Origin of the sequence: Paraburkholderia sp. SARCC-3016 (genome assembly GCF_031119615.1) — a bacterium.
Lineage (GTDB): Bacteria > Pseudomonadota > Gammaproteobacteria > Burkholderiales > Burkholderiaceae > Paraburkholderia.
Map to the genome: position 1 here is coordinate 59374 of NZ_JAVHZD010000003.1, position 12618 is coordinate 71991.

The 12618-nt window shown below is 63.7% G+C and carries 10 protein-coding genes; 3 read left to right on the top strand and 7 right to left on the bottom strand.

Annotated features, from left to right (window positions below; genetic code table 11):
* Positions 1 to 155: 155 nt before the first annotated feature.
* The 3 genes from dnaK to grpE all read right to left on the bottom strand — a co-directional run bounded on the left by dnaK (position 156) and on the right by grpE (position 3349).
* On the bottom strand, positions 156 to 2102 hold the full coding sequence (dnaK, locus tag QYH69_RS04345) for a molecular chaperone DnaK (RefSeq protein ID WP_308830684.1): 1947 nt from the start codon (positions 2100 to 2102) through the stop codon (positions 156 to 158).
* Positions 2103 to 2234: 132 nt separating this feature from the next.
* The gene (locus tag QYH69_RS04350; RefSeq protein WP_308830685.1) at positions 2235 to 2681 is read right to left on the bottom strand and encodes a thioredoxin family protein; all 447 of its coding nucleotides are present in this window, start codon (positions 2679 to 2681) and stop codon (positions 2235 to 2237) included.
* An 86-nt stretch (positions 2682 to 2767) separates the two neighbouring features.
* Positions 2768 to 3349, bottom strand: a complete 582-nt coding sequence (grpE, locus tag QYH69_RS04355) for a nucleotide exchange factor GrpE (protein ID WP_308830686.1) — start codon at positions 3347 to 3349, stop codon at positions 2768 to 2770.
* A 398-nt stretch (positions 3350 to 3747) separates the two neighbouring features.
* Here grpE and QYH69_RS04360 point away from each other — a divergent pair, with 398 nt between their 5' ends.
* Positions 3748 to 3909, top strand: a complete 162-nt coding sequence (locus QYH69_RS04360; RefSeq protein WP_219799017.1) for a hypothetical protein — start codon at positions 3748 to 3750, stop codon at positions 3907 to 3909.
* Here QYH69_RS04360 and QYH69_RS04365 read toward each other — a convergent pair.
* The 3 genes from QYH69_RS04365 to hrcA form a co-directional block, all read right to left on the bottom strand.
* Positions 3881 to 4288: an RNA-binding S4 domain-containing protein gene (locus tag QYH69_RS04365; RefSeq protein ID WP_308830687.1), complete on the bottom strand. Its 408-nt coding sequence runs from the start codon at positions 4286 to 4288 to the stop codon at positions 3881 to 3883. The genes QYH69_RS04360 and QYH69_RS04365 overlap by 29 nt on opposite strands.
* 134 nt (positions 4289 to 4422) lie before the next feature.
* Positions 4423 to 5493, bottom strand: a complete 1071-nt coding sequence (gene hemH / locus QYH69_RS04370; protein WP_308830688.1) for a ferrochelatase — start codon at positions 5491 to 5493, stop codon at positions 4423 to 4425.
* A 192-nt stretch (positions 5494 to 5685) separates the two neighbouring features.
* The gene (gene hrcA, locus QYH69_RS04375) at positions 5686 to 6720 is read right to left on the bottom strand and encodes a heat-inducible transcriptional repressor HrcA (RefSeq protein ID WP_075158084.1); all 1035 of its coding nucleotides are present in this window, start codon (positions 6718 to 6720) and stop codon (positions 5686 to 5688) included.
* A gap of 311 nt (positions 6721 to 7031) precedes the next feature.
* Here hrcA and QYH69_RS04380 point away from each other — a divergent pair, with 311 nt between their 5' ends.
* Positions 7032 to 7937: an NAD kinase gene (locus QYH69_RS04380; RefSeq protein ID WP_308830689.1), complete on the top strand. Its 906-nt coding sequence runs from the start codon at positions 7032 to 7034 to the stop codon at positions 7935 to 7937.
* 114 nt (positions 7938 to 8051) lie between these two features.
* On the top strand, positions 8052 to 9743 hold the full coding sequence (recN, locus tag QYH69_RS04385; RefSeq protein WP_308830690.1) for a DNA repair protein RecN: 1692 nt from the start codon (positions 8052 to 8054) through the stop codon (positions 9741 to 9743).
* Positions 9744 to 9773: 30 nt separating this feature from the next.
* Here the strand turns inward: recN and glnE are convergent, their stop codons facing one another.
* Positions 9774 to 12575 (bottom strand): bifunctional [glutamate--ammonia ligase]-adenylyl-L-tyrosine phosphorylase/[glutamate--ammonia-ligase] adenylyltransferase, encoded by a 2802-nt coding sequence (gene glnE / locus QYH69_RS04390; protein WP_374992346.1) that lies wholly within the window; start codon positions 12573 to 12575, stop codon positions 9774 to 9776.
* Positions 12576 to 12618 lie beyond the last annotated feature (43 nt).

The window sequence follows — 12618 nt, forward strand, 5'->3', positions numbered from 1 at the left end:
CCGTTCAGGTTTTGACCCGGGGTTTTAATCCTGGGACTACGCCAGGTTTAACCGGGCGTCTGACCCAAGACTTCGATCCGGGGTTGACCGCAGGTCTTCCAGCCGGGCCGCGCGTGGTCGAGCCACGCGCGGTTCGGGTCGGACGGCACCCCGGCTTAGTCCTTCTTCACTTCCTTGAAGTCCGCATCGACGACGTCGTCGGCCTTCTCTGCACCCGGCGCACTGTCGGAAGCCGCAGCTCCCGCTGCCGCGCCGGCCGCGCCCTGCGCTGCCTGCATGTCGGCGTACATCTTTTCGCCGAGCTTCTGCGATGCGGTCGCAACGGTCTCGATCTTCGCGTCGATCTCCGCCTTGTCGGCCGAGCCGCTCTTCAGCGTGTCTTCGAGGTCCTTCAACGCCGCTTCGATCTTTTCCTTCTCACCGGCGTCGAGCTTGTCGCCATACTCGGTGAGCGCCTTCTTCGTGCTGTGGACCAGCGCGTCGCCCTGGTTGCGGGCATCGGCCAGCTCACGCAGCTTGTGATCTTCCTCGGCGTTCGCTTCCGCGTCCTTCACCATCTTTTCAATCTCGGCTTCGGACAGACCCGAGTTCGCCTTGATCGTGATGCGGTTTTCCTTGCCGGTCGCCTTGTCCTTCGCGCCGACGTGCAGAATACCGTTCGCGTCGATATCGAAGCTCACCTCGATCTGCGGCACGCCGCGCGGTGCCGGCGGAATACCTTCCAGGTTGAACTCGCCCAGCAGCTTGTTGCCCGCCGCCATTTCGCGCTCGCCCTGGAACACCTTGATCGTCACCGCCGACTGGTTATCGTCGGCCGTCGAATACACTTGCGCGTGCTTCGTCGGGATCGTGGTGTTCTTGTTGATCATCTTCGTCATCACGCCGCCGAGCGTTTCGATACCAAGCGACAACGGGGTCACGTCGAGCAGCAGCACGTCCTTGCGGTCGCCCGACAGCACCTGGCCCTGAATCGCAGCGCCGACTGCCACTGCTTCGTCCGGGTTCACGTCGCGGCGCGGATCCTTGCCGAAGAACTCCTTCACCTTTTCCTGCACCTTCGGCATGCGCGTCATGCCGCCGACGAGGATCACGTCGTCGATCTCGCCGACCTTCACACCCGCATCCTTGATCGCGGTGCGGCACGGTTCGATCGTGCGTTCGATCAGCTCTTCGACAAGCGCCTCGAGCTTCGCGCGCGTGAACTTGAGATTCAGGTGCTTCGGACCCGACGCGTCCGCCGTAATGTACGGCAGATTGATGTCGGTCTGCTGCGTCGACGACAGTTCGATCTTCGCCTTTTCAGCAGCTTCCTTCAGGCGCTGCAGCGCGAGCACGTCCTTCGACAGGTCGACACCTTGCTCCTTCTTGAACTCGCCGATGATGTAATCGATGATGCGCTGGTCGAAGTCTTCACCGCCAAGGAACGTGTCGCCGTTCGTCGACAGCACTTCGAACTGCATTTCGCCGTCCACATCCGCAATTTCGATGATCGAAATATCGAACGTACCGCCACCGAGGTCGAACACCGCGATCTTGCGGTCGCCCTTTTCGGCCTTGTCGAGACCAAACGCGAGCGCAGCAGCGGTCGGCTCGTTGATGATCCGCTTCACTTCGAGGCCGGCAATGCGGCCCGCGTCCTTGGTCGCCTGACGCTGGCTGTCGTTGAAGTACGCCGGAACGGTGATTACCGCTTCCGTAACGGGCTCGCCGAGATAGTCTTCGGCGGTCTTCTTCATCTTGCGCAGCACTTCCGCCGAGATTTGCGGCGGCGCGAGCTTCTGGCCGTGCGCCTCGACCCATGCATCGCCGTTTTCAGCCTTGACGATCTTGTACGGCATCAGGCCGATGTCCTTCTGGACTTCCTTCTCTTCGAAACGGCGACCGATCAGGCGCTTGACCGCGAACAGCGTGTTCTTCGGGTTGGTAACCGACTGGCGTTTCGCAGGCGCACCGACGAGCACTTCGTTGTCGTCCATGTACGCGATGATCGACGGCGTCGTGCGAGCGCCTTCCGAGTTCTCGATCACCTTGACCTGATTGCCTTCCATCAGCGCCACGCACGAGTTCGTGGTGCCGAGGTCGATACCGATAATCTTGCCCATTTTTACTAATCTCCTGACTTTGATCGCTGCGGGAACGCCGTTCTCTACCGGTCGTCCCGCCCCTCAATTCATACCTGCACCCAACATAAGTGCGCTGGCAGCGTTTTCAAGACCTTGAATACGATGCGGTCTTTAATTTTTTTCAATCGCCGCGGCCGCGCCGTCGCTTCTGCTGTCGCGCTCGAGGTTGACCTGTTCGGCGGCGCGGATTTTCTCACGAGCGGCCGCCACGGCGGCTTCGAACTGAGCGATGCCGTGCCAGCCGGTCGCCCGGCCCAGACGCTTGCCCCGATGGAAGAAGAACCACGTGGGCACCCCATGGAGCAGGAACCGGCGGCCCAACTCGCGATGCTCGTACACATTGCTGTGAAACCAGCGCAGCCCGAGCGCGCGGATCTCATCAGGCTTCGCGAGCATCGCCTTCTTGGCGATCTCGCAGTTGAAGCAATCGAAGCCCCAGAAAAACACGACCGCCAGTTCGTCGCCGGCCGACTGGAGGCCGGCGTCGAACGTACCGGCGGTCAGTTCCTGCATATCGAAAGCGGCGAAGGCGGATGGATCGACAGGGATACTGGCCATAAACCGAAATGCAAGAAACTTCGATTGCGTTACACGTCAAACGCCGCGCCAATGCCGCGCCGAATGCCGGACGGAATGCGCCGCGCTTACTTCGGCGCCGCGACCGTGACAAGCGCCGGGCGCAGCACCCGGTCGTTAATCACATAGCCCTTCTGCAGTACGGCGACGACCGTATTCGCTTCCTGCTCGGCCGGCACCATCGAGATGGCCTGATGGCGATGCGGGTCGAACTTCTCGCCGATCGGATTGATTGCGACGACGCGTCCTTTTTCGAGCGCGCCGGTCAGCTGGCGCAACGTCAGTTCCACGCCTTCACGTACCTTCGCAAGGTCGTCGGACGAATGCGCGACGGCAGCTTCGAGGCTATCGATGACCGGCAGCAGGTGCTCGGCGAAATTTTCGATCGCGAATTTGTGCGCCTTTGCGACGTCTTCCTGAGCACGGCGACGCACGTTTTCGGTCTCGGCCTTCGCGCGCAGGAAGCTTTCCTGCAACTCGGCAACCTTCGCCTGCGCTTCGGCGAGTGCGGCTTCCGCGCTCGATGCCTGCGTATCGGCCGCACTGGCTGCGCCTGCGGGCTGCTGCCCCGCGGCATCGGCGGCCTGGCGCGCGGTGTCGTCGGCGGGCGTGGGATTCTGGCTCGTCGGTTTCTCTTGCGTGTTTTCCATGTCGCTGAAAGTCGATAAAGAATTAAAACTATTAAAACGGCCTGCATGTCGCTCGCGTTTCGCGCGCATGGCCCGCTTTGACCAGGCGGTTCCCGTGCGCGCAAAGCGTTGCAATTTCACAACACGCGCAGCTGCTCGACAGCACTCGATATGAGGTTGCACACCGCCGGTTTCAAGCGGCTCTGCAGCCCTTTTTGCACCGCAACGGGGCAAAAAACGATCGCAGAAACTCGCCGTTACAACCGTGACTCGCCCGTCATCATATTGAGATTGAGCGCGATGCGCGAGTGACCTAAACTCATTGAGAACGCCAGAAAAGGCATGTTTACCCTAATCTGACGTATCGCTTACCACCGTGAACCGCCCGTTTCCCGTTTGGCATCTCCTGGGGGAGTACCGTGAAACTGACCTTCGCAATATCGGTGGTCGCCTTGGTGCTCATCGCGGGAACCACGACCATCTGCATGTCCGGCGCCGTCAACGACCACACCACAGAATACGGTGGTGTGCACGCGACGATGGAGTCGCTGTTCAATCCCCACCTGAAAATTTGTCGATAACGCGCCGGTCGCGCTTCGTCGGCCGGCCGTGCAACGCGGCCGTCGGCTCCCGAAAGTGCTTGCGCCGTTCGAGTTCCGCCTGCCGCTTCGTCCGGCCTTCGTCCGTTTCCGCGTAAAGCGACTGAGCGACCGGGGCCGGCCCGCGCACCTCGCACACGCCCAACACCTGCACCTGCCAGACAATCCGCTCGATTTCAATTTCAACGAGATCGCCCACGCGCACGTCCTTCGCGGGTTTGACGCTCGCACCGCCGATGCGCACCCGGCCCTTCTCGACTGCATCCGCCGCCAGCGAACGCGTCTTGAAGAAGCGCGCCGCCCACAACCATTTATCGATGCGCAATCGCGCGCCGGGTTCAGTCGAAATCTTGTAGTTCATCTTCTGTCGTTCGAACGCCTCGTGCGTTTTGACGTGTCGCGTGTGCAGGAGCAGAAGCAGAAGCACGTTACCGGGTGACGGGTGCAGACAGCATGCCCGCTGCACGCGCCAGCACCAGCACCAGCAGACTTCGCTTACGATGCCACCGCTGCTTGCCGCGCACTCTCCTGCACCGGCCATCCCTGCAAATGTTGCGCGACAATTTCGCCAAGCGCGGCGATCCACGCGGGCGAGGCATTCAGGCAAGCAATGCGGTGAAACTCCTTGCCGCCCGCATGCACGAATTCGTCGCGCACTTCCATGCCGATCTCCTCGATCGTCTCAAGGCAGTCGGCGGTAAATCCTGGGCAAAACACATCGATACGACGCACGCCGGCCGCACCGAGTTCTTTGGCCGTCGGAGCGGTATAAGGCTGAAGCCATTCAGCCTTGCCGAAGCGCGACTGAAACGTGACCCGGCACTCGACCGGTGTCAGTTCCAGCGCATGCATGAGCAGCGACGCCGTTTGCTGACATTGCTCGTGGTACGGGTCGCCAAGGTCCAGCGTACGTTTGGGCACGCCGTGAAAACTCAACACCAGCTTGTCCCCCGCCGCGAAATCCGGACGTCCGTGCGCGTGCCAGTAATGCTTCACTTGCGCCGCCAGCGCGGCGATATACGCGGGATGATCGGCATAGTGGCGCACAGTGCGGATCTCGAGTTGATTGCGCATCCGTTTTAACGCGCCGAACGCCGCGTCGAACGCGGTGGCGGTAGTCGAGGACGAGTACTGCGGATACATCGGCATCAGCAACACCCGCTCGGCGCCCGCCAGCTTCAGCTGATTCAGCATGGCCGGGATGTCGGGCGTGCCGTAGCGCATCGCATAGTCGACGATCACCGCGTAGTCGTTCGCGTGCAGCAACTGGCGCAGGCCTTCCACCTGTTTCTCGGTGTAGACCCTGAGCGGCGACCCTTCGGGCATCCATACCGCTGCATACTTCTTCGCCGATGCCGGGCTGCGAAACGGCAGAATCACCGTGCGGAGAATGATTTGCCACAGCATCGCCGGAATTTCGACCACGCGCGGATCGGACAGGAACTGAGCGAGATAGCGCCGCACCGCGCCCGCCGTCGGCGCATCGGGCGTGCCAAGGTTGATCAGCAGGACCGCGACGCGGTGCGCGACAGCAGACTGCAGAGGCCGCTCGAGATCGAAGTGCATAGGTAACGAATTAAAGGCGAAGGGCTGCGGGGCGAACGACAAGCGTTTCAGGTGAAGGCCATTATAGCGGCGCGTTTCATGACCGAAAGCTAGCCATTCGGCAGATTGGCAGGCACCGCACAACGCAGCATCATGAAGGCAGGCACATGCATGAAAATGTGCGGCACGCCGCACAGCCACGCGCCTGCGGCTCTACTGCTGGCTCAACGTCAACGAAAGCAGGCGCGCAGTGATATCGACAATCGGAATCACACGGTTATAAGCCATGCGGGTCGGCCCGATTACGCCGAGCGTACCGACGATCGTGCCGTTCACTTCGTACGGCGCGGTTACGACGCTCATTTCCTCGATCGGCACGAGATTCGACTCTCCGCCGATGAAAATCTGCACGCCTTGCGCGTGGCTCGATACGTCGAGCAATTGAAGGAGGCTCGTCTTTTGGTCGAACACATCGAACAGCTTGCGCAGCCGCGCCATGTCCGACGAAAGGTCGGCCACCTCGAGCAGTTTGCGTTCACCCGAAATCAATACGGTTTCGCCCGTATCGGTTTCGTCGGTACTCGCCGTGACGGCCGCATGCATCAGCGTCGTCATGTCGCCGCGCAGCTGGTCGATCTCTTCGCGCAGCCGGCGGCGCACTTCGTCGAACGACAACCCGGCGAAATGCGCGTTGATGTAGTTCGAGGCTTCGATGAGTTCGGCCGGCGAATAGTCGCGCTGCGTCGCCATCATGCGGTTCTGCACGTCGCCTTCGGGCGTCACGATGATGAGCAGGATGCGCTTGTCGGACAAACGCATGAATTCGATCTGCTTGAATACGTGGCTGCGCCGCGGCGTCAGCACGACGCCGGCGAACTGGGAAAGGTTGGACAGCACGCTCGCCGCGGCCGCGACGATTTTTTGCGGCTCGCCGGCCTGCAGCGTGTCGGGCTGCAGCGTCTTTTTGACAGCCCGTGTCACGGCCTCTTCATCGGCGACCGATTCGACGGTCAGCATCGTGTCGACGAAAAGCCGGTAACCGCGCGGCGTCGGAATGCGTCCAGCCGACGTATGCGGGCTGATCACGAGACCGAGCTCCTCGAGGTCGGACATCACGTTGCGGATGGTGGCCGGGCTCAGTTCGAGCCCGGAGAACCGCGACAACGTGCGCGAGCCTACCGGCTGACCTTCGGCGATATACCGCTCGATCAGCGTTTTGAGGAGGGTTTGTGCGCGAGGATCTAACATGGCGAAAAATTTTAGCTCAATGACGACGCTGCCGCGAGCGTTAAGCGTACCTGCAACACGCACCCCGCAACGCATTGCGCCGCCGCGCCATGCGAAGCGCACCGCGAAGGCCGTCGCTCGCGCGCTTGCAAGGACAAGCGCCGGCCGTTGTCATCAGCGCTTCACCATTCTAACGATAATCGGCTACACGCAAGACAGCGGCGCTCCCGCGCGCCGGCGCCAGCAACGACAACTCCATCGGCCCGCCGCGACGGCTCTTCCGGCGCGGGGCGACGGTTCTTTTCGGCCCGCAGCTATGGTGTAATGCCGGCATGCAAGTTACCAGCCAGTTCAAGACCGTTGCGCTCGTCGGGCGCCCCCAGACGCCCGGCATCGGCGAGCCGCTGATGCAACTCGCGTCCTGCATCGCCAGGCGCGGGTTCGACGTCGTATTCGAGGCGCAGATCGCGGAGGAGATCGGGGTCACCGGCTATCCGGCGCTGCGGCCCGCGGAAATCGGCGCGCGTGCCGACGTCGCGGTCGTGCTGGGCGGCGACGGCACGATGCTCGGCATCGGCCGCCAGCTCGCACCGTACAAGACACCGTTGATCGGCATCAACCACGGCCGCCTCGGCTTCATTACCGACATCCCGATCTCGGACATGCAGAAGATCGTCGTACAGATGCTCGGCGGCAGTTTCGAACGGGAGGAGCGCACGCTGCTCGAGGCACGCATCATGCGCGCGGGCGAGCCGCTCTATCATGCGCTCGCTTTCAACGACGTCGTCGTGAACCGCAGCGGCGTGTCGGGCATGGTGGAACTGCGCGTCTCGGTGGATGGCCGCTTCATGTACAACCAGCGCTCGGACGGCCTCATCGTCGCCACGCCGACCGGTTCGACCGCCTATGCGCTTTCGACGAACGGGCCGATCCTGCATCCGCAGCTCGACGGCATCGTACTCGTGCCGATCGCGCCGCATGCGCTGTCGAACCGCCCGATCGTGCTGCCGGACCATTCGAATGTCAGCATTCAGATCGTGTCGGGCCGCGACGTCAACGTGAATTTCGACATGCAGTCGTTCACATCGCTCGAACTGAGCGACACGATCGAGGTGCGGCGCTCGCGCCACATGGTGCCGTTCCTGCATCCGGTCGGGTACAGCTACTACGCGACGCTGCGCAAGAAGCTGCACTGGAACGAATATCCGTCACATGAGAACGATGAAGAAGAGCAGTAATCCGGCAAGCATGCCAGATCACTGAAGCCGGCCACGCCGCACGAACCGAAGCCACCCGCCCGCATCCCCAAACTGAACCTGCACGCTGCCGGACACCACGAACAAGCCGACTCCATGCTTCGCCACCTCTCGATTCGCGATTTCGTCATCGTCGCCGCACTCGACCTCGAATTCGACAGCGGCTTTACGGTCTTCTCCGGTGAAACCGGCGCCGGCAAGTCGATTCTGATCGACGCGCTCGCGCTGGCGCTCGGCGCTCGCGCCGACGCGAGCGTCGTGCGCACCGGCGAGACACGCGCCGACATCACCGCGGAATTCGACACGCACGCGCTCGTCGACCAGTGGCTCGACGAGCACGCATTCGCAGCTCAAGCCGAAGACGGCGGAATGCAGGACGGCACCGTGCTGCTGCGCCGCGTGATCGACGCGAACGGCCGCTCGCGCGCGTTCATCAACGGCACGGTGGCGACGCTCGCGCAGTTGCGCGAAGTCGGCGAAATGCTCGTCGACATCCACGGCCAGCATGCGCATCAATTGCTGATGCGCCCCGACGCGCAGCGCGAGCTGTTCGACACGCACGCGGGACTCGGCGACATGGCCGCTGCCGTATCGCGCAGCTGGCGCAACTGGCGCGAAGCAGCGCAAGCGGTCGAGCATGCGCAGTCGCGCGACCGCGAACTGCAGCTCGAGCGCGAACGGCTCGCCTGGCAGCTCGCCGAGCTCGACAAGCTCGCACCGCAGCCCGGCGAATGGGAAGAAGTGAACAGCGAACACCGGCGCCTGTCGCATTCGGCCAGCCTGATCGACGGCGTGCAGGGCGCACTCGGCGCATTGTCCGAATCGGACGACGCGATGATCACGCACCTCGGTGCGATCATCTCGAAGCTGCGCGATCTGGCCGACATCGACCCGGCGCTCAACGACGTTCTCGCCGCACTCGAACCGGCCGAGATCCAGTTGCAGGAAGCGTCGTACTCGCTGTCCCACTATGCGCAGCGGCTCGAACTCGACCCCGACCGGCTCGCGGAGGTCGAAAAACGCCTCGACGCATTGCATTCGGCCGCGCGCAAATTCAGACTGCAGCCCGAATCGTTGCCCGAAGAACATCAGGCGCGCCGCGCGCAGCTCGACGCGCTCGACGCGGCCGCCGACCTCGACAGCCTGCGCGCGGCCGAGAGCAAGGCGAAAGACGCCTACCTCGCCGAAGCGAAGCAGTTGTCGAAAGCACGCGGAAAAGCGGCGAAAGCGCTCGGCTCGGCGGTGACGACCGGCATGCAGGAGCTGTCGATGGCGGGCGGCAGCTTCGAAGTGGCGCTGGTCGCGTTGCCGGAAGGGGGCGCGCATGGCCTCGAGCAGATCGAGTTCCGCGTGGCCGGCCATGCGGGCGTGCCGCTGCGGCCGCTCGCCAAAGTCGCTTCCGGCGGCGAGCTTGCGCGTATCAGTCTCGCGCTCGCGGTGATCGCAAGCGCGGCGAGCCCGACGCCGACGCTGATCTTCGACGAAGTCGACACCGGCATCGGCGGCGGCGTCGCGGAAGTGGTCGGGCGGCTGCTGCATCAATTGGGCCGCGACCGACAGGTGTTGTGCGTGACGCACTTGCCGCAAGTCGCCGCGCGTGGCGACCATCACTTCCAGGTCGCGAAGAGCACAAACGGAAAAAACGGCAAGGGCAGCAAGAGCGCGACGCTCAGCACCGTCACGCCGCTCGACAAGGCAAGCCGGATCGAGGAGGTAGCGCGCATGCTCGGCGGCCTCGAGATCACCGCGACGACACGCAAGCATGCAAAGGAAATGCTGACGGCCTGAGCCTGATCTTCACAGGCGGGCGGAGCGGCGCTACCCGAATACCCGTTCCCAGAGCTGCAACACGGCATCGCGCTCCGCCCTCACCGTCTCCGGATCGACGCGCGCCTTCTCCATCCCGTCGAGCCGCAACTGGTGCTGCAGCTTCCGATACCGCCGGTACGCCGCGCCGACCGTTTCCGCTTCGTCGCCGCTCATGAGCCCAAAGCGCGACACCTCGCGCAGCAGCGCGATATTGCCGGTATTGCGGATCAGCTCCGGATCGCGCGCCGCATGCAGCAGCACCCAGTACTGAACCGTGAACTCGATATCGACCATCCCGCCACGATCGTGCTTCAGGTCGAAAAGCGGCGTGCGATTCGGATGGCCGGCCTCCACGCGCTCGCGCATTTCGACGATTTCCTTCATCAGCGGCGCCGCTTCGCGCGGCATCGTCAGCACCTGTTCGCGGATCGCCTCGAAGCGCGCGCCGATCTGCGTGTCGCCCGCGCAGTAACGCGCGCGCGTCAGCGCCTGATGCTCCCAGACCCATGCGGTATTCGCCGCATCGCCTTCGCGCAGCTGATAACGGCGAAACGCATCGAGATCGGTCACGAGCAACCCCGACTCACCGTTCGGCCGCAAGCGCAGATCGATGTCGAACAGCGTGCCGGCGCCGGTCGCGGTCGTGAGCCATGAGATCAGCCGGCGCGCGAATGTCGCGTAGACGTCGGGCGCAACGTCGGCCGGATCGTCGTACAAAAAGATCAGGTCGAGATCCGACGCATAGCCGAGCTCTTTGCCGCCAAGCTTGCCGTACGCGATGATCGCAAAGCGCGGCACATCGCGATGGCGTTTCGCGAGCTGATTCCAGACCGCTTCGATGGTCACGTCGAGCACCGCGTCGGCGAGCTCGGACAGGCGGTCGCTCACATGCTCGACGCTGAGCTTGCCGGCCAGATCGATCAGCAGAATGCGGAACACCTCGGCCTGGTGCGCATGCCGCAGCAGATCCATCTGCTGCTCGACGCCGTCGGCCGCCGCGAGCCGCAGGCGCAGCGTGCGCTTGAATTCGGCCCAGTCGAATGGGCTCGCCATCGCTTCGTCGTCGAGCAGTTCGTCGAGCAGCTGCGGATGGCGAATCAGATAGCCGGCCGCCCAGCGCGACGCGCCGAGCACCGACAGCACACGATGCAAGGCTTGCGGATACTCGGTCAGAAGCGCGAGATATGCGCCGCGCCGGCTCACCGCTTCGAGCAGATCGAACACGCGCGCGACCGTGTCGCCGCGCCGCTGCGGCGGCTCGAGCTTGCGCGCCGCTTCGAGCGTGCGCTGCGCGACGCTGTCGAAGCGCTCGCGGCTTCGCTCGGGCAGTCCCGCATAACGCGACGACTGCCACACTGCACGCATCCGGGCCAGCAGTTCGGCGGGCTCCGCAATACCGAGTTCGACGAGCCGTGCCGTAAGCGCATCGCCAGCGCTTTCGTCGGCGAGCGCGCTACTCCACACCCAGTCGGCCGCGCCGCCGTCGTCGGCAGTGCGGCCGCCTTCGCCGTTCACCTTGTCGGCAAAGATCTGATCGAACTGCTGCTCGACGCGCTCGCGATGCGCGTCGAGCGTCGCCATCAATGCGGCGTAGTCCGCGAAACCCATCGACTGCGCGAGAGCCGCGCGTTCGTCGTCGTCGACGGGCATCGCGTGCGTCTGCGCATCGTCGCGATACTGCAGCCGGTGTTCGAGCTTGCGCAGAAAGCGGTAAGCATCGGTCAGCGCTTCGCAGACCGGCGCCGCGACCAACCCGCGCGCCGTCGCGTGGCGCAGCACCGCGAGCGTCGGCCGGATCCGGAAGCCCGCGTCCTGACCGCCGCGGATCAGTTGAAACACCTGCGCGCTAAACTCGATCTCGCGTATGCCGCCGCGTCCGAGCTTGATGTCGTCGGCCTTGTCCGGCCGCATCGACGCGCGGCGCTGCGCCTCCTGACGGATCTGCAGATGCAACGCGCGAATCGCGCCTATCACGCCGAAATCCAGATAACGGCGATAGACGAACGGCTTCACGATCGCGTCGAGCAGCTTCGAAAGGCGCCGCGCCTCGGCGCTGCTCTGCTCGGACACGAGCCGCCCCTTGATCCATGCATAGCGTTCCCACTCGCGCCCCTGCACATAGAAATATTCCTCGAGCATGCCGAGGCTGCAGACGAGCGGCCCCGCATCGCCGTTCGGCCGCAATCGCATGTCGACGCGAAACACGTAGCCATCGCTCGTCACTTCGGCGAGCGCACCGATCAACCGCTTGCCGAGCCGGGTGAAATATTCCTGGGTCGTGATCGCGGCGCGCTGCCCGCCGGCGGTCTCGCCATCGTCTTCGCAGACGAAAATCAGATCGATGTCCGACGACACGTTGAGCTCGCGCCCGCCGAGCTTGCCCATGCCGACCACGCCGAGCGTGAGCCGCTCGCCGTCCGGACCGCGCGGCTCGCCGAACTGCGCTTCGAGTTCGGCCGACAACACGGCGAGTGCGCGCTGGATCGTCGCTTCGGCGAGGTCGGTCATCGTGCCGGTGACTTCGGCGACGTCCGCGTGACCGGCCAGATCGCGCTCCATCGCCGCACAGAACACTTCGGTGCGCAATTGCCGCAGCACCTGCTTCAACGCTTCTTCGGTAAGCGTTGCATGATTGGCCGCGCGCCTTGCATCGCACGCTTCACACAGTTCATCGAGGCGCGCGTCGATCCTCTCGCGCGTGATGGGCGCCGCGGCCAGCGTCGCGACGCGTGCCGCCAGTTCAGGACGCGCGGCATACGCGCGGCATGCGTAATTCGAATAGCTGGAACTCAACAACGTCGTATCGGTCATCGGTATCTGGCTCGCTCGTTGCTTCGACTGACTTCCATGTGTT

Bases quoted from the DNA above. Each gene is read 5' to 3' on its own strand.
- glnE (WP_374992346.1), bottom strand. From the start codon at position 12,575: ATGACCGATACGACGTTGTTGAGTTCCAGCTATTCGAATTACGCATGC.
- grpE (WP_308830686.1), bottom strand. From the start codon at position 3,349: ATGGAAAACACGCAAGAGAAACCGACGAGCCAGAATCCCACGCCCGCC.
- QYH69_RS04380 (WP_308830689.1), top strand. From the start codon at position 7,032: ATGCAAGTTACCAGCCAGTTCAAGACCGTTGCGCTCGTCGGGCGCCCC.
- hrcA (WP_075158084.1), bottom strand. From the start codon at position 6,720: ATGTTAGATCCTCGCGCACAAACCCTCCTCAAAACGCTGATCGAGCGG.
- hemH (WP_308830688.1), bottom strand. From the start codon at position 5,493: ATGCACTTCGATCTCGAGCGGCCTCTGCAGTCTGCTGTCGCGCACCGC.
- dnaK (WP_308830684.1), bottom strand. From the start codon at position 2,102: ATGGGCAAGATTATCGGTATCGACCTCGGCACCACGAACTCGTGCGTG.
- QYH69_RS04350 (WP_308830685.1), bottom strand. From the start codon at position 2,681: ATGGCCAGTATCCCTGTCGATCCATCCGCCTTCGCCGCTTTCGATATG.
- recN (WP_308830690.1), top strand. From the start codon at position 8,052: ATGCTTCGCCACCTCTCGATTCGCGATTTCGTCATCGTCGCCGCACTC.
- QYH69_RS04365 (WP_308830687.1), bottom strand. From the start codon at position 4,288: ATGAACTACAAGATTTCGACTGAACCCGGCGCGCGATTGCGCATCGAT.